The 14,865-nt window shown below is 65.2% G+C and carries 17 protein-coding genes and 1 tRNA gene; 7 read left to right on the forward strand and 11 right to left on the reverse strand.

Annotated elements, in window-relative coordinates:
• Positions 1-52: 52 nt before the first annotated feature.
• Entirely contained in the window at positions 53-1,657 is a 1,605-nt protein-coding gene (locus GIW81_RS15490) for an APC family permease (protein ID WP_154740251.1), read from the reverse strand.
• Positions 1,658-1,878: 221 nt separating this feature from the next.
• Here GIW81_RS15490 and GIW81_RS15495 point away from each other — a divergent pair, with 221 nt between their 5' ends.
• Positions 1,879-2,469: a hypothetical protein gene (locus tag GIW81_RS15495; RefSeq protein ID WP_154740252.1), complete on the forward strand. Its 591-nt coding sequence runs from the start codon at positions 1,879-1,881 to the stop codon at positions 2,467-2,469.
• A 77-nt stretch (positions 2,470-2,546) separates the two neighbouring features.
• Here GIW81_RS15495 and GIW81_RS15500 read toward each other — a convergent pair whose 3' ends face one another.
• From GIW81_RS15500 to GIW81_RS15515, 4 genes are all read right to left on the reverse strand, one after another.
• Complete coding sequence (locus GIW81_RS15500; protein WP_407658199.1) at positions 2,547-4,502, reverse strand: hypothetical protein; 1,956 nt, start codon at positions 4,500-4,502, stop codon at positions 2,547-2,549.
• Positions 4,503-4,685: 183 nt separating this feature from the next.
• Entirely contained in the window at positions 4,686-5,570 is an 885-nt protein-coding gene (gene rfbD, locus GIW81_RS15505) for a dTDP-4-dehydrorhamnose reductase (protein ID WP_154740254.1), read from the reverse strand.
• 51 nt (positions 5,571-5,621) lie between these two features.
• On the reverse strand, positions 5,622-5,927 hold the full coding sequence (locus GIW81_RS15510) for an outer membrane protein assembly factor BamB family protein (protein ID WP_195930596.1): 306 nt from the start codon (positions 5,925-5,927) through the stop codon (positions 5,622-5,624).
• Positions 5,920-6,414, reverse strand: a complete 495-nt coding sequence (locus GIW81_RS15515; RefSeq protein ID WP_154740256.1) for a DUF2165 family protein — start codon at positions 6,412-6,414, stop codon at positions 5,920-5,922. Before GIW81_RS15515 ends, GIW81_RS15510 begins: the two co-directional genes overlap by 8 nt.
• Before the next feature lie 118 nt (positions 6,415-6,532).
• On the opposite strand from GIW81_RS15515, the gene GIW81_RS15520 reads away from it, so the two are divergent.
• Positions 6,533-7,207, forward strand: a complete 675-nt coding sequence (locus GIW81_RS15520) for an MBL fold metallo-hydrolase (protein ID WP_154740257.1) — start codon at positions 6,533-6,535, stop codon at positions 7,205-7,207.
• A gap of 20 nt (positions 7,208-7,227) precedes the next feature.
• Here the strand turns inward: GIW81_RS15520 and GIW81_RS15525 are convergent, their stop codons facing one another.
• The gene (locus GIW81_RS15525) at positions 7,228-7,611 is read right to left on the reverse strand and encodes a hypothetical protein (protein ID WP_154740258.1); all 384 of its coding nucleotides are present in this window, start codon (positions 7,609-7,611) and stop codon (positions 7,228-7,230) included.
• 296 nt (positions 7,612-7,907) lie between these two features.
• Here GIW81_RS15525 and GIW81_RS15530 point away from each other — a divergent pair, with 296 nt between their 5' ends.
• A complete protein-coding gene (locus GIW81_RS15530; RefSeq protein WP_154740259.1) occupies positions 7,908-9,599 on the forward strand; it encodes a L,D-transpeptidase in 1,692 nt (563 codons plus the stop codon).
• A gap of 30 nt (positions 9,600-9,629) precedes the next feature.
• Here the strand turns inward: GIW81_RS15530 and GIW81_RS15535 are convergent, their stop codons facing one another.
• Positions 9,630-10,175: a dihydrofolate reductase family protein gene (locus GIW81_RS15535; RefSeq protein WP_154740260.1), complete on the reverse strand. Its 546-nt coding sequence runs from the start codon at positions 10,173-10,175 to the stop codon at positions 9,630-9,632.
• A 111-nt stretch (positions 10,176-10,286) separates the two neighbouring features.
• On the opposite strand from GIW81_RS15535, the gene GIW81_RS15540 reads away from it, so the two are divergent.
• Positions 10,287-10,934: a glutathione S-transferase family protein gene (locus GIW81_RS15540; RefSeq protein WP_154740261.1), complete on the forward strand. Its 648-nt coding sequence runs from the start codon at positions 10,287-10,289 to the stop codon at positions 10,932-10,934.
• An 89-nt stretch (positions 10,935-11,023) separates the two neighbouring features.
• Here GIW81_RS15540 and GIW81_RS15545 read toward each other — a convergent pair whose 3' ends face one another.
• The gene (locus tag GIW81_RS15545) at positions 11,024-11,380 is read right to left on the reverse strand and encodes a hypothetical protein (RefSeq protein WP_154740262.1); all 357 of its coding nucleotides are present in this window, start codon (positions 11,378-11,380) and stop codon (positions 11,024-11,026) included.
• Between the two features lie 138 nt (positions 11,381-11,518).
• On the reverse strand, positions 11,519-12,007 hold the full coding sequence (locus tag GIW81_RS15550) for a hypothetical protein (protein ID WP_324615064.1): 489 nt from the start codon (positions 12,005-12,007) through the stop codon (positions 11,519-11,521).
• Between the two features lie 267 nt (positions 12,008-12,274).
• On the opposite strand from GIW81_RS15550, the gene GIW81_RS15555 reads away from it, so the two are divergent.
• A tRNA-Ser gene (locus GIW81_RS15555) sits at positions 12,275-12,364 on the forward strand.
• 306 nt (positions 12,365-12,670) lie between these two features.
• Here the strand turns inward: GIW81_RS15555 and GIW81_RS15560 are convergent.
• On the reverse strand, positions 12,671-13,168 hold the full coding sequence (locus GIW81_RS15560; RefSeq protein ID WP_154740263.1) for a PDZ domain-containing protein: 498 nt from the start codon (positions 13,166-13,168) through the stop codon (positions 12,671-12,673).
• Positions 13,062-13,898, reverse strand: a complete 837-nt coding sequence (locus GIW81_RS15565; RefSeq protein ID WP_324615108.1) for a S1C family serine protease — start codon at positions 13,896-13,898, stop codon at positions 13,062-13,064. The genes GIW81_RS15560 and GIW81_RS15565 overlap by 107 nt, the downstream gene beginning before the upstream one ends.
• Between GIW81_RS15565 and GIW81_RS15570 the strand changes: the two genes are divergently transcribed.
• Together GIW81_RS15570 and GIW81_RS15575 are read left to right on the forward strand one after the other, a co-directional pair.
• On the forward strand, positions 13,877-14,059 hold the full coding sequence (locus GIW81_RS15570) for an ATP-binding protein (protein WP_154740265.1): 183 nt from the start codon (positions 13,877-13,879) through the stop codon (positions 14,057-14,059). The two genes, GIW81_RS15565 and GIW81_RS15570, sit on opposite strands and share 22 nt — an antisense overlap.
• 5 nt (positions 14,060-14,064) lie before the next feature.
• Entirely contained in the window at positions 14,065-14,853 is a 789-nt protein-coding gene (locus GIW81_RS15575; RefSeq protein WP_229309433.1) for a cytochrome b/b6 domain-containing protein, read from the forward strand.
• The last annotated feature ends 12 nt before the right edge of the window (positions 14,854-14,865 follow it).

Consider the following 14,865-nt stretch of genomic DNA (forward strand, 5'->3'; position numbering starts at 1 on the left):
CCAGCACGCTGAAGAACAAGCTCGACGTTGGACGAACGCAAGGATTGCGGTCTTACGTGTCGCCTTCGGCCTTCTGCATGAGCGCCGCGGTCTGTCCGTCGGGCAGGCGATCGCGCACGGCAATGCAGAAGACGGCGAGCGAAAACGTGCTGACGATGATGAGGTCGCCGTACTTGGGCAATAGTCCGAGGCCGCCGCCGTAGTTGCCGACGAACGAGATGAGCCCGAGGCCGTCGATGAACAGCCAGAACCACAGCGATTGGCGCAGGTTGAGCCTGGCCGTGTCGTCGCCGCTCCAGTAGGTGAGGCCCATCAGCACGGCGCCCCCGGCGATGGCCAGCGCGAAGACCTTCCAGTTGGTGCTCCAGCCGGCCCAGTAGACGATGCAGCCGACGAGCATGAAGGCGATCGCCGAGACGACGATGCCGTTGTTCAGACGGAACGGGCGTGCGTGGCGCGGGAGCTGGTAGCGCAGCGCGGCGAGCGACACTGGACCGAAGGCGAGCGACAAGATGGCGGCCGAGGAGATGAAGCCGATGAGCGCCGACCAGCCGGGGAGCGGCAGCAGGAGCAGCAAGCCGACGGCGAAGTTGATGGCGATCGACCACACCGGCACCTGCGCCTGGTTGAGCTGCATGAAGATGCGCGGCAGCTGCCCGTTCTCGGCGAGCGCGTAGTTGATGCGCGCCGTGGCGCCCGTGTAGGCGATGCCGGTGCCGGTGGGGGAGACGATGGCGTCGACGTAAAGGGCTGCGGCCAGGCCTTGCAGGCCGAGGATGGTTGCGAAGGCGGCGAAGGGTCCGTCGGCGACGTTCTCGGCGAGCCGCGTCCAGCCGCCGGAGAGATGCGCCTCCGGCACGGCGCCGATGAAGGCGATCTGCAAGAGCACGTAGATGGCGAGGCTGATGACCACGGCGCCGATCATCGCCAGCGGCACGTTGCGTTGCGGGTTCGAGGCCTCGCCCGCCATGTCGATGACGGTGCGGAAGCCGAACAGCGAGAAGATCACGCCGCCGCCGGCGACCGCGGCGAAGATGCCGTCGACGCCCGTGGGCATGAAGCCGCCGTGATCGGTGAAGTTGGAGCTGTCGAACCCGAAGACGATGAGGCCCGCGGCGGCGAGCAGCGGAATGACGAGCTTCCAGGAGGTAATGGCGACGTTGGCGCGCGCCAGCCAGCGCACCCCAGCGAGGTTGATGACGACGAAGAGCAGCAGCAGCGCGGCGGCGACGAGGAGGCCGTGCGTGGTGAGCACGCGGCTGCCGTCGACGATGGTGGTGAGCCAAGGGAGGTAGTTGGAGGCGTACTGCAGCACCGCCGTCACCTCGATCGGTGCGGTGGCAACGTAGGCGATCCAGCACAGCCAGCCGGCCATGAAGCCGCTCATTGCCCCATGGGAAAAGTAGGGGATGCGGGCAATGGCGCCGGCGAGCGGAAGCATCCCGCCGACCTCGGCGTAGATCAGTGCCAGCAGGAGCGCCACGCCACCGCCGATAATCCAGGAGATGATCGCCGCCGGACCGGCGATCTGCGCGGCGTAAAGCGAGGCGAACAGCCAGCCCGAGCCGATGATTCCCGTGATGCCGGTGAACAGCAGCGCGACCGGGCCGATTTGCCGTTGTAAGGCGCCGTCGTGCGTTGGAGCCTTTTTGAGCATGAGCCCCTCAACCCGGCTTAGATTCAGTACCTGCCGCTATAGGCGATTCGCCGAGACAACAGGCTGACCGAGGGACTATTATTGCGCGAGCGAAGGTAGCGGCGACCGTGGATGTATTGCGTCTCTCCCGGCGATAATTGTGCGCTGTTCCCTAGGGAACAGCCGCATGACCTTCGGTGACACCAGGTATGAGATCGAATTTTCGATCCTTGGAGGCATTGATGACCAGGACGTTTCTCGCCATTGCCGCTGCATCCGCTGCGGCGATGAGCCTGTCCGCCCCGGCGGTAGCCTGCATCTCGTGCGAGTACGTGCCGGAGGTCGTGCGCAACCACACGACCTCGAGCCCGCCCAGCCATGCGCGCTCGCGTGCGTACGAGGCGGTGGAAGAGCGGCGCGCGCGCAAGAGCCGCGTGACCAAATCCGATGACGGCGGCTCGAAGGCGAAGAAGCACATCGAGCGCGCCGAGAAGACCGACAAGCCGAGCAAGTCCGAGAGCGCCGAGAAGTCTGAGCCGGCCAAGAAGGTGGATACGGCGAAGGCTACGCCCGCCGAGACCGAGAATTCGACATTCGCCGCGGCAGGCGGGTCCGACAATAAGCAGGCCGAGGCGACGACCACGACACCCGCCAAGAGCGGGCCGCAGACCGAGCATTCGACCATTTCGGGCGCATCGACGGACAAGCCGGCCGGCAGCAAGACGGCTGAGGCCAGCCCAGTGCCCGCGAAGGACGAGGAGAAGGTCAGCAACGTCGGCTGCAAGAAGTTCTTCCCGACGGTCGGCCTGACGCTAACGGTGCCCTGCGAATAAAAGCAGGCGTACGCGAAGATCCGAGTTTTCCGAGCTGGCCGCCGCGCATCCCGCGGCGGCTAGTTTCGTTTCAGCACCTAGCCGCGCGGCGGACGCCGGCGCTCGTTGAACCAGGCGCGGTACTCCGACATCTTGGTGCGCTGCGAGCCGGACGCGCGGCGCTTGCACGTCGCCGCCTCCTCGCTGTTGTCGGCCGCGCCCCACCTCAGCTCCACGCAGTCGTTGACGTTGTAGGCCATCTCGAGCGCGGCGGTGCGGTCGACGACGTCCTTGAGCGTCAACTCCCACGGCGTGCCGTCGGTGCGCGTGTAGGTGACTTTGCGCGCCGCGAGCTCGCTGGCGAGCGTGCGGTCGAGCTCGACCTTGACGTCGGCGGCGCTCTTGTCCTTCGGCATGGCGTAGCGTTCGGGCCGGCGCGCGACGCGCTCCGGGTAGCCGCGCACGACGTCGATGGCGATGAGCAGGCGCAGGTCGCGCGAGGGCGTGGCGAAGTCCTCCCAGGCGCCGGTGGTCTCGAAGATCGAGGCGCCGTCCGGCATGGCGACCTCGCCGCCGCCGCCGGTCTGGTACTTGCGCCCGTTCTCGACCGAGGTGACGCGCGTGCGCACCTGCTCGTCGAGCGAGACGATCGCCTCCTTCATCGCCGCCATCGGATCGAGCGGGGCGGGCGACAGCACGTCGTCCATGCGGTCGTAGAAGGCTTCGATGTCGAGCTTCGACTGGTCGAGCGAGAAGTCGGCATATTCGGGGTTCTTGGCGATCTCCTCGTTGCTCGCGCGGCGCAGCCCGCCCTTCGTCGCGACGACGGGACGGAAGCGCTTGAAGCCCGGGCCGCCGAGGGCGGGATCCTGCGCGAACAGGAAGTTGCCGCGCCAGAACCGCTTGCGGGCGACGGTGCCGTCCGGCTGTCCGTCGACGGCGAGCAGCACGCCGGCGTTGGCGCCCGACTGCGGCAGGCGCTTCACCAGCACCAGGATGTGGCCGTAGGGATCGGCGTAGATGGTGCCGGGCCGCAGCGTCTCCTGCTTCAGGGAGACGGGATAGTAGTCGGTGTCGTCGTCGTCGTTGGCGGTGCGGCCCGAGCCCGAGTGCACGCCGTTGGCGACCGTGTTGCGCAGGTAGAACCCGAAGCCCGGCACCAGGCCCGGCGGACGTTGCTGCACTCTGACGACCTGGCGCGCCGCCGCAGGAGGCGGGCCGCCGAAGATGCCGAAGAATCCGTCGGGCGGTCCGCCGCCGACGCTTTGCATGGGCGGTGCCGGCGGCGGCTCCTCTTTCTGGATGTTCCACCACGCCGGGCATTGCGGGGCCTTGCCGCCGCCGCCGCGATTGCACTTCGCGTAGCCGAACGGCAGTCCCATCTTGAAGGCGAAGTAGGCGCGCAGGAAATAGGGAAGGTCGGCGCAGTCGGGCTGGATGACGAGGCCCTTCTCGTCCTCGCGGGCGCTCAGATGATTGAACAGCGCGTTGCGCTGCTTGTCGCGCAGCACCTCGTGCAGCGCCTTCCACGACAGCTGCTCCTCGACGGGCGCGTCGAACAGCTTCTCGATCCAGGCGGAGTAGAGGTTCTCGGTGCCGCGGTTCCAGGTGTCGCGCACCGGCCAGACGCTCGCCTTCGACGAGCTCGGCGCCGCGCCGGGGGCGCGTCGCACCTCGATGGCGCGGATGACGGTGGCGCATTCGGGCGAGGCGCCGGCCCGCACGAGCTTTGCCTCCCACTTGCCGACGGCGGGGGCGGGAACTTCCGCGTACCAGAAATAAGGTGGCCCGCCGCGCTTGTCTTTCGCGGTGACGGCGACCTTGCCGTCGGGGGCGGTCAGCGTCAGCTCACCGTCGTGCGCGTCCTCGCTCGTCATGACGACGCGCAGCGGTGCGCCCTTCCACGGTGTGAGCGGCGAGGCGAGCATGGCGAGCCCGGCGTCGGCGCAAGCGCCGGCTGCGGCTTTCTCCTGCGCGTGTGCGGCGGATGGAATAAATGCGATGGCGCTCAGCAGCGATGCTGACGCGACGGCAATCTGGCGTGCTGAAATCACTCGAGCCCCCCGGGGGTCAGCCTCGACCACAGTCATGCAGTATCGCCATAGCTCGGACTGAATCAAAGCTCTGACGGAAAAATGGCAAAATTTGTCGTCTGACGATTGTGCGCCCGTGCCGGCAGGGCCGGATTTTCGCGGTTTTGCGGCCTGTTGCCGGGCAATCGCCCGGTGGGGGTCCGATTATCCCCGCAATATGCGCAGGACGCAGTCGGCGACGCCGTCCTGCCAGGAGGGCATGCGCATGCGGAAGGTCCGCTCGAGCTTGGAGCAGTCGAGCTGCGAGTTGGCGGGGCGCGCTGCGGGCGTCGGGTAGTCCTTGCTGGAGATCGGGTCGACCTCGGCCACCGGGCCGCCGAGCGCCGCCGACCGCTTGAACACCTCCTCGGCGAAGCCCCGCCACGTCGTCGTGCCGGAGTTGGCGGCGTGGTAGATGCCCCACGGCGCGACCGCATTGGGCTTCGACAGTCGCCGCGCGAGTTCGAGGATGACCGTGACGAGATGCGGGGCGTAGGTCGGGCTGCCGCGCTGATCGTCGACGACGCGCACGCGCGCACTCTCGGAAGCCTGCGCCAGCATCGTCTTCACGAAGTTGCGGCCGCCCGGGCTGAACACCCAGGAGGTGCGCAGGATGATGTGCCTGGGGTTGGCGGCGCGCACCGCCTCTTCGCCTTCGAGCTTCGAGCGGCCGAAGACGGTCGTGGGCGACGTCGCATCCTCCTCGACATAAGGATCGTACTTGCGCCCGTCGAACACGTAGTCGGACGAGATATGGATCATCGGGATGCCGCGCTTGGCGGCGGCCTCGGCAAGCAGGCGCGCGCCGTCGCGATTGAGGGCAAAGGCGCGCTCGACGTCGGTCTCGGCCTTGTCGACGGCGGTGTAGGCGGCCGAGTTGATCACGACGGTCGGAGAAATTCCGGCGAGGGCCCGCTCGATCGATTTGGCTTCGCAGATGTCGAGCGCCGCGCGGCCGACGGCGCAGGCCGTCACGTCAGGGCACCCCGGCGCCGCCTCGACGAGCGCGCGGGCGACCTGGCCTTGCCAGCCGGCGATCAGCAGACGCATGGTTCGCTCTCGACTACGCGGCAACAGCCGGCGAATTTCTCGATCATCACTCTAGTCCCGCTCGGTGGCGAGGGTCGTCTCGCCGGCGCCGCGACCGCGGCGATTGATCTGCCAGATGAGCGATCCGTCCTCAAGTGTGAGGGCGAACACGTGACCCATGCAGGCGGCGACAACCGTGTCGGCGACGAGGCGCACGGCGACCGGCTGGCCCTCGCACGGCGAGCCGGCGGGCAGGTCGGTGAGCGCCCGCTCCCACAAGATGCGCCCCGAGGCGACCTCGAGCAGCAATACCGATCCGGCATGTCCTACGGCGACGACCGCGCCCGATCGCTCCGAAGATGAGTGGCGCTCAGGCAAGCTCGTCGTCCTTCTGCGCGAGGAATAGGAGCACAAGCCCGATGCAGCCGATGAAGCGGAAGGCGGCCTCCTGCCCGTTCCAGGTTTGCGACTGCCACATCTGGAACCATTCGCCGCCGACGACCATGAAGCCGAAGAACCACAGCGCGAAGCCGAGGACGAGACCGGCGACGGCGACGTCCTTCGCCGCGTTGAACGCCGGCGCGGGGAGGGCGCGCACCTGCCACAAGCGCCAGGCGCCGAGCACGCAAAGGATGCCGGTCAGGAGCTCTGCCGCAATGATCGCGGCATACGCCGCGTGATGCAGTGCCGGACTGGTGATGGCGCGCCAGGTCAGCGTCGAGTTGGGGAATACCGTGTCCATCGACATGACATGCTGCACGAAGGCGTAGTTGGTGCCGTAGTCGACGATGTTGTCGCCGCCGACGAGCAGCGAGAACAGCCCGACCAGCAGCACGAGCAGGACCTTCGCAGCGCGCACGAGCATATCGGGTGCCCCCTCACGAATCGTCGCCTGGATTATGGGGCCCTGGCTAGCCGGCGCCAACTCCGCTACTCAAAGGCGCCAGAACACGACATTAACTGCGCGAGGATAGACCCGCGACATGGCGAATACAGAGAAATCCCCCGCGAAAGGCCTCAAGGCGGCCATCGTCCCGGTGACGCCCTTCCAGCAGAACTGCACGCTGCTGTGGGACCCGGAGACGAAGACGGGCGCCGTCGTCGACCCGGGCGGCGATCTCGACGCCATCGAGGCGGCCATCGCCGAGGTCGGCATGAAGCCGGAGAAGATCCTGCTGACGCACGGCCATATCGATCACGCCGGTGGCGCGGCGGAGCTGCGCGAGCGGCTCGGCGGTATCCCCATCGAAGGCCCGCACGAGCACGAGCGGCCGCTACTCGACAATCTCGACAAGCAGGGCGACGCCTACGGCATCCCGGCGCGCACCGTGTCGCCCGACCGCTGGCTTGCCGACGGCGACACGGTCACAGTCGCCGGACACACGTTCGACGTGCTCCACTGCCCCGGGCATTCGCCGGGTTCGGTGGTGCTGGTCAACCGTCCGCAGCGTTTCGCGCTGATGGGCGACGTGCTCTTCCAGGGATCGATCGGACGCACCGATCTGCCGATGGGCAATCACGAGGCGCTGATGAAGTCGATCCGCACCAAGGTGATGGCGCTGCCCGACGAGTTCGCATTCATTTGCGGGCACGGGCCGACGAGCACCATCGGCCAGGAGCGGCGCACCAACCCGTTCATTGTGGGCGACGCGGCCTAGGGTCGCCCACGATCAAAAAATCATCGCCACCGGTTGACGATCTGCAACGCGATCCACGACCCCAGCACCGAGAGGAGCGTCATGCCGGCCAACAAAACGTAAAGCAGGGGATGTCCCGAAGCCGCGAGCGTCCCTTTCACAGGGAAGAGCAGGAGTATCGGTTCAAAAATCAGGTTGCCGAGTTCGGCGGCCACGAAGGCGCCGACGAACGAGACGGCGATGTTGACGATCCAGCCGAGCACACCCCGCTTGTTCGACCATGCCTCGTGGATCGCAACGGCCAGCACGGCGGCGAAGAAAACAAGCGCGAGGGTCATTGGGCCGCCGACGCTCGACTGCGGAACCGCGCCGCTAAATTGAAGGAGTATGATGGCGATCACGGCAATCAGCGCGATGTACTTCATGGAGCGCGTCCCTACTGCTGTGCCTTCCAATTCCGCGACCCAGAATGGAAGCACACCCGAAATTCAGCAATGGGTGTCGTAGCGGACGTGCGCATCCCGTGGCATGTCCACGCACGTGCGGCAGGCGGCCAGCCTTTAGGCCGCCCCTTGGTTAAAAACGAGTGGCCCCGGGGGCACATCGGAGGCTCCCGCCCGCCCGCCATGCTGATGGCGCGATTTGTCCCTTGATTGGGGCGAGCCCGGACTGGCATCAACGGTCAGGGGGCATGGCATTGGCACGGGCAGATCGATTCTCAATGAAAAAATCAGTGGTTCGGCAGTTGGGCCTTCCGGTCATCGTGGCGGTTGCGGCGATCTCGGCAATGACGGCAACGACCGCCGCAGCGAGAGAGGGGGCCGCCTTCGAGGCGGCGCCGCGCGATGCCGGCGAGCCGATCATGGCGGTCGTGTCGATCAAGTCGCAGAACGTCACGTTCTACGACGCCGACGGCTGGATCCTGAAGGCGCCGGTGTCGACGGGCGTCAAGGGACGCGAAACGCCGGCCGGCGTGTTTGCCATTCTGCAGAAGAACATCGACCACCGCTCCAATCTCTATGACGACGCCCACATGCCGCACATGCAGCGCCTGACGTGGAACGGCATCGCCATGCATGGCGGTCCGCTGCCGGGGTATGCTGCTTCGCACGGCTGCGTGCGGTTGCCGTTCGGATTTGCGTCGGAGCTGTTCGACAAGACGCGCATAGGCATGCGGGTGATCATATCGCCGGAAGACGCGCCGCCCGCCGATTTTACGCATGCGTCGCTCCTGGTTCCGAACGCGGACGCCATCGCAGCTGCGCCGCAGCGTGCCGAGACGCTCGCGCGCGAAGCCGCCGATGCGGCCAAGGCGATCGACGAGACGAAGAAGGCGGCCAAGCTGGCGGCGCGCGAGGACGGGGCGGCAAAGGCGGCGCTGCGCAAGCTGGAGAGGGCGAACTCCTCGGCCGACGAGGATCTCGCGGACGCCGAGAAGGCGATCGCCTCCGCGAAGAACGGCGAGGCCAAGGCGCACGAGCAAAAGCTCAAGGCGGCTGACAAGGTCGGAAGCGCAGGTGCGACGGGCGCGGTCGAGATTGCGGCCGATGCCAAGCCGGCCGATGCCGCCAAGGCGGCCGCCAAAGCGGAGCGGCAGAAAGCCTCTGCCGAGGCCGATCTCGCTGCCGCCGAAAAGGCAATCGCCTCCGCACAGTCGAACGTGGCCAAGGCTGAGGAACGGCGGCTCAAGGCCGCTGCCAGGGTCGCTGAGGTAGGCCCCAAATTCGAGGCCGCCAAGGCCGACGCGGCAGCGAAGGCCGATGCCGCGGTGAAGGCCGCCGAGGCTGCCAAGGCGGCCGTAACCCGCAAGACGGAGACGGCAAAGGCGGCGGACGAAGCAAAGCTCGCGCTCGTTCCGGTTTCGATCTACATCAGCCGCGCGACGCAGAAACTCTACGTGCGGCGGAACACGCAAAAGCCGTGGTCGGATGGCGGCGAGGTCTTCGATTTCAGCATCGAGGTGCCGGTCACCATCCGCGACCCCGAGCGGCCGATCGGCACGCATATCTTCACGGCGATGGCGCCCGGCGACGGTGGATTGCGTTGGAGCGCGACCACGATCGACCACGGCGACGAAGCCAAGAACGCGCTCGACCGGGTCACCATTCCGAAAGAGGTGCTCGATCGCATCGCTCCGACCGCGCTGCCGAGGTCCTCGATCATCGTCTCCGACGAGCCGCTGAGCAAAGAGACCAATTATCGTACCGAGTTCGTGGCGGTGCTGAGCAATCAGCCGCAGGGCGGCTTCAAGACGCGCAAGCCCACGCCTCCACTCGATCCGTGGGGAATGTACCCGGCAAGCGGCAATCAGTGGCAGCCCGGCATCTTCAATTTCTGGGACCAGCCCAGTCAGAAGCGGCAACCCGCCTATAAGCAGAAGCGCGGCCCGCAGGGGAAACCATTTTTTTGGTAGCAAGCGGCGGCAGGCCCAGCCCGATCGCGTTCAGGCGGGTTCGTAGGCCAGATGAACCGTCTCGTCGTCCACCAACTCGCTCGATACCAGCCGAAGGGGCGGGCGAGCCCCGTGGAAAAACGGCTTACCCTGGCCGAGGACAAAGGGACGAAGGAGTAGGTGGTATTGATCGATCAGGCCGAACTTGGTCATAAGGCCTGCGAGTTCCGGGCCAGCGACACTGATCGTCCCTTCCGTGCGAGCCTTAAGCTCGCGAACTTGCGTCTCGATATCGCCGGCGATGAGCGTAGCGTTCGGGCCGACGGACTGGAGCGTGCGAGAAACGACCCACTTAGGGAGTTCACGCCAAACCATTCCAAACTCACGGCGCGGCTCATCCCATTCCGGGTGGTCGTCGTCCCAGTAACGCATGACCTCGTACATGCGCCGGCCATACACGGTGGCGGCAATGCCACGTACATTCTCGATCCAGTACCTAAACAGCTTGGGACCGGGCGGCCCCATTTCGAAATTGCCGGAGAGGCCGTCGACATAGCCGTCGAGGGAGATGTTCATCCCGAAGACAAGTTTGCCCATGACTATTCCCCTCGTGTCGCGTGACTTGGTTTCTTGCCTCAACATGGCGTGAAATATGCGGGCTCGCACGCAGATGTTACGAGACATCAAGCGCGCGTTTGGGATGATACAATGACCATCACCATCACCGCCTTTGAACGGTCACCCGATGGCGGCCAGGGACTGGCGCGTGATACGCGCGTTCGCTGGGCGCTGGAGGAAGTGGGCCAACCCTACGAGGTTCGTCTTGTTTCGTTCACGGCGATGAAGGAACCCGCGCATCTGGCGCTGCATCCTTTCGGGCAGATTCCGACCTTTGAGGAAGGCGATCTCGCGCTGTTCGAGACGGGGGCGATCGTGTTCCATATCGCGCAGCGCCATGCGGGTCTGCTGCCAGACGATGCGAATGCCCGGGCGCGCGCGATCACCTGGATGTTCGCCGCGCTCAGCACGGTGGAGCCGCCGATCCTTGAACTCGGAAGCGCCAGGTTTCTGGAGAGCGACAAGTCCTGGTCCGCGCAACGCATGCCTCTCGTCAAGGATCGCGTCCGCGACCGGCTGACACAACTTTCGGCTCGCCTTGGCGATGCCGACTGGCTCGATGGTCCGTTCAGCGCGGGCGACCTGATGATGGTGTCGGTGCTGCTCCGGCTGAAAGCGTCGGGGTTGCTGGACGAATATCCGAACCTCTCCGCCTATGTGGCCCGCGGCGAGGCGCGGCCCGCCTACAAGCGTGCCTTCGAGGCGCAATTGGCGGTCAACAAGCCACCGGCCGGCTGATTAAGGTGGGTCCTGACCCTAGCCCAAAAACAAATCATCCCGGCGCAGGACCGGGATGATGCAAATACCAGCGGTACCGTGAGCGCGGCTTAGAAGCCCCACTCCCAGTGCAGGCAGCCGGCGATGCCGCATTCCTGCTGCAGGGTGCCGACGCCCACCGGGTTGGCGTTGTCGACCTTCGCCCACACGTCGATGGTGTTGACGCGCAGCGTCTCCGAGCAGCTGGTCTTGCAGTAGACCCACGTGCCGTGCGGTAGGCGCACCTGGTAGCCGACGTTGGTGTTGCGATAGGGGGCGCGGATCGACCCGTTGCCGTCATGGCTGTAGGCCGTGACGGTGCCGAGGATCTTGCTGACCGCGCGGGGACCGGCGGTAGCGGGGAGGATCAGAGCGGCCATGGCAACGGCTGCGATGGCGAGAGGGGCGGAATGGGCGAGGCGCTTCATCGTGATCTCCGGCCTAAGGCGCTCGAACGGCAGCGAATCTTGCTGCGAAAACGTAGCACGATTGCGGCGCGCACCGGCCCAAGGCCGCCACTCGGCAGAAGCCTGTGGCACATGCGCACCGCTTGGCGCGCGGCTGACTTAGCCGTTGCGCGCGAAGTTGATGTTGACGCCCTTGAGCGCCGAGCCCTCCGTGGACAGGGAGACCGACTGCGTTTCCCCGCCGATGGACACGGACAGCGAGCCCTTGAGGCCGCCACCGCCGATGGTGAGCTTCATCTTCTGGTCGTCGGCGCTGCCGGTGATGGTGCCGGCCTGGTTGTAATTGCGCTCTTCCCAGGTGCCGGTGACCTTGCCGCCGGCATACTTCAGGACCGAGCGAAGCTCGACCTTGGTCGACGCGTTGGCGCAGATGATGTTGAGCTTGAGCTCAGTACCGCCGGAGCCCGAGTAGTAGCCCTTGCAGGTGAGCTTCTCGCTCTTGCCGCCCTCGAGTCGGGCGGTGCCCTTGCCGCTCCAGGTGCCAACGAGCGCCGAGAACGGGCTGCCCGCGACGGCCGGCACGCCGATCATCAACACAGCTACGGAACTTGCGGCCAGAACCTGGGCGCTCCCCCTCAACCAGCTCACCACACAACCTCCACCGCTCTGACCAACAACAGGCACTCCGCCGCGCCGCCCCGACAGCGACCGATTAGGCACGTGAGCACCGCCGAATTCCTGGTATCGGCATGTCCCAAATTAGCACAGTTGTCGTTAAATAAGTATCTCACCCGTGCATCGACAACCCGGCCTTGACGGAGGATGCACAGCAATTCTGCCCGCGAGATGCCCTGAAATGCCTGGATAGGGCGGTTGCGCGGCGGTCATCGGTAGCTATATTGCGCCGCCTGCGACGGAGGGGTGGCCGAGTGGTTGAAGGCGCACGCCTGGAACGCGTGTAGGCGGGCAACCGTCTCGTGGGTTCGAATCCCACCCCCTCCGCCAACTGAATAGTTCGCGACTGTTCCAGACGTTCGCGATGATATGAAAATATCTGCCTATTCAAACCTTTAGCGGTTGCCTGAAGCCACCAGTCGTTCATGCAAACCGCGTCTTCCGGTCGGGCTGATGTCGGGGCGGACAGGCACTCATGACGGCGTGCTCTGGGTCTGCCCGCGACCAGAGAATAAGGGGATCATCTCGGCGATGATCCGCTTAATGTCCCAAAAGGACTCTCGAAAACTCGGCCCTCGACGCGTTTTCAGTGCGGCATAGTTCAGGATCGTCCAGCCAATCATCCGTACTCATGGATTACCGGGTGGCGGCGACTGGGACGACCAGGAATATGGCTTCCCCATTGCGCACGATATTGAACAGCAGGTTCGGACGACCGACCTTCATCATGGAAAGCAACTGCTCCGGTGAAGTCACCGGTTCTTGGTCAAGCGAGCGTATGATATCGCCCTTGCGGAAGCCGGTATCCCAGGCATTGCTGTCCGTCTCCACCGACACCACCTCGGCGCCGGTCACGGGCACGAAATATTGCACGGGGCCAAACGCCGCTCCGGCCAGCTCGGGACTGATCGCGCCGCCCTCGAGGGGTTGTGGCGCCGGTGAAGCAAGCGTCGCATGGATCGTGAGGGCCTTGGCGTTGCGCAACAAGGTGATATGGGCGACCTCTCCGGGCTTCAGGAGGCCGAGCTTAGTGCGCGCCTCGGGCATTGTGCCGACGCTTTCTCGATCGACTGTCGTTATGACATCCCCCGCCACGATGCCGGCACGGTCCGCCGGCGAGCCTGCGCTGACCATGGTGATGAGCGCACCACTTTGCTGAGGCGCCAGCCCGAGCGACGGAGGCAATTTCGGAGTCAAGATCCCGCAGCGCAACGCCCAAGTGTCCGCGGCGCACCTCGCCGTGGGCGATAAGTTCGCCAGCGATCAGCCGCACCATGTTACCGGGCATGGCGAAGCCGATGCCCACGTTGCTGCCAGTGAGGCCGACAATGGCGGTGTCAAGGCCGACGAGTTCGCCGTTCAAGTTGACCAGAGCGCCGCCGGAATCGCCAGGGTTCATCGATGCGTCGGTCTGAATGAGATTATCATAGCCCTCGATCGGCATGTTCGAGCGGCGCAATGCGCTAACGACGCCAAATGAGATTGATTGGCCGATGCCGAACGGGTTGCCAACGGAGACGACGAAATCACCGACGTGAACCTTGCTGGAGTCAGCAAACCTGATCGACACTAGGTTGTCAGCAGCAACTTTCAGCACTGCAACGTCCGTCTCAATATCGCGAGCCAACTGCTCGGCGGTCAGTTCGCGCCCGTCGGACAATGTCACCTTAATCGCATCGGCGTCCGTGATCTGATGCGCGCAGGTTACGATGAGGCCGCGCTCGCCATCCAAGATCACGCCGGAGGCCGCGACCTGGACTTGGCTGTCCTCCGTGTCCGGTGCGCCCGAAAGGAGAACCTCATCAGGGGTGGCGCGCCGCTTGATGCTGAGGGAAACAACGCTTGGGGTTACTTGGCGGAGTATCGGCGCAGTGGGGCCAGCAAGCGAGCGGCTCTGGGCTCGGCTTGGCTATCGTCCGAGATCTCGTGCAGCTCTACGGCGGCAAGATCACGCTTGGCCAATCAGAGCTCGGCGGACTCAAGGCGCGGCTCACGCTGCCCGAATTTACCGCCTGGCCGACCTAGTGCTGATGCAGATCAAGGGTCGCCAGCCACTCGTACGCAAGAATGACGTTACGGAGGATCTGGCTATGTCTGAGTTCAAAGAATACGCCGCATGGGATGCCCCGACCCGTTGGTTCCATTGGCTCAATGTGTTGGCGGTCGTGGGTCTTATCGGCACGGGCCTCGTCGTTCTCTTCGATGACGCCCTTGGGCTGTCCGCATCTGGAAAGCTCACTCTCAAGAGCGTCCATGCATCCTTCGGGTACGTCATGGTCTTCAATCTGTTCTGGCGCTTTGCCTGGGCCTTCCTGGGGAATCGATACGCGAGGTGGCGCGCCATTGTGCCTGGCGGGCCGGGCTATTTTGTCGCTTTACGCGCCTACACGGACTCGTTCCTAACCGGGGAGCCACAGCAGTATGTGGGTCACAACCCGCTTGCGCGCATTGCCGTTGCGCTGCTCTTCTTGCTATTGCTCGTCCAGGCAGTGACCGGCCTCGTTCTCGTAGGAACCGACCTCTATTGGCCCCCGTTCGGGCATTGGTTCGCGGCGTGGGTTGCCGCGCCGGGTGTCGACCCATCCTTGGTGGTGCCGGGAGCAGCCCACCTCATCGACAACACCTCCTATGACGCGATGCGCGCGTTCCGCAGTCCGTTTGTCGAAGTGCACGAGCTTGGCTTTTATGCGCTTGCCGCTCTGATCGTGCTCCACGTGATCGCGGTAGTGGCGACGGAGGTTCACGAGGGCGGCAGCATCACGTCGGCAATGTTCACCGGACGCAAGATTCTGTCGCGTCCTCCGCCCGACGCTCCTTAGGGCGCGTCTCTA

Origin of the sequence: Hyphomicrobium album (assembly GCF_009708035.1) — a bacterium.
Taxonomy (GTDB): domain Bacteria; phylum Pseudomonadota; class Alphaproteobacteria; order Rhizobiales; family Hyphomicrobiaceae; genus Hyphomicrobium_A; species Hyphomicrobium_A album.

Excerpts from the sequence above, each read along its gene's own strand:
- GIW81_RS15490 (WP_154740251.1), bottom strand. The coding sequence starts at position 1,657 with ATGCTCAAAAAGGCTCCAACGCACGACGGCGCCTTACAACGGCAAATC.
- GIW81_RS15560 (WP_154740263.1), bottom strand. The coding sequence starts at position 13,168 with ATGGTCAGCGCAGGCTCGCCGGCGGACCGTGCCGGCATCGTGGCGGGG.
- GIW81_RS15545 (WP_154740262.1), bottom strand. The coding sequence starts at position 11,380 with ATGAAGCGCCTCGCCCATTCCGCCCCTCTCGCCATCGCAGCCGTTGCC.
- GIW81_RS15520 (WP_154740257.1), top strand. The coding sequence starts at position 6,533 with ATGGCGAATACAGAGAAATCCCCCGCGAAAGGCCTCAAGGCGGCCATC.
- GIW81_RS15495 (WP_154740252.1), top strand. The coding sequence starts at position 1,879 with ATGACCAGGACGTTTCTCGCCATTGCCGCTGCATCCGCTGCGGCGATG.
- GIW81_RS15535 (WP_154740260.1), bottom strand. The coding sequence starts at position 10,175 with ATGGGCAAACTTGTCTTCGGGATGAACATCTCCCTCGACGGCTATGTC.
- rfbD (WP_154740254.1), bottom strand. The coding sequence starts at position 5,570 with ATGCGTCTGCTGATCGCCGGCTGGCAAGGCCAGGTCGCCCGCGCGCTC.
- GIW81_RS15575 (WP_229309433.1), top strand. The coding sequence starts at position 14,065 with ATGCAGATCAAGGGTCGCCAGCCACTCGTACGCAAGAATGACGTTACG.
- GIW81_RS15515 (WP_154740256.1), bottom strand. The coding sequence starts at position 6,414 with ATGCTCGTGCGCGCTGCGAAGGTCCTGCTCGTGCTGCTGGTCGGGCTG.
- GIW81_RS15525 (WP_154740258.1), bottom strand. The coding sequence starts at position 7,611 with ATGAAGTACATCGCGCTGATTGCCGTGATCGCCATCATACTCCTTCAA.
- GIW81_RS15540 (WP_154740261.1), top strand. The coding sequence starts at position 10,287 with ATGACCATCACCATCACCGCCTTTGAACGGTCACCCGATGGCGGCCAG.
- GIW81_RS15530 (WP_154740259.1), top strand. The coding sequence starts at position 7,908 with ATGAAAAAATCAGTGGTTCGGCAGTTGGGCCTTCCGGTCATCGTGGCG.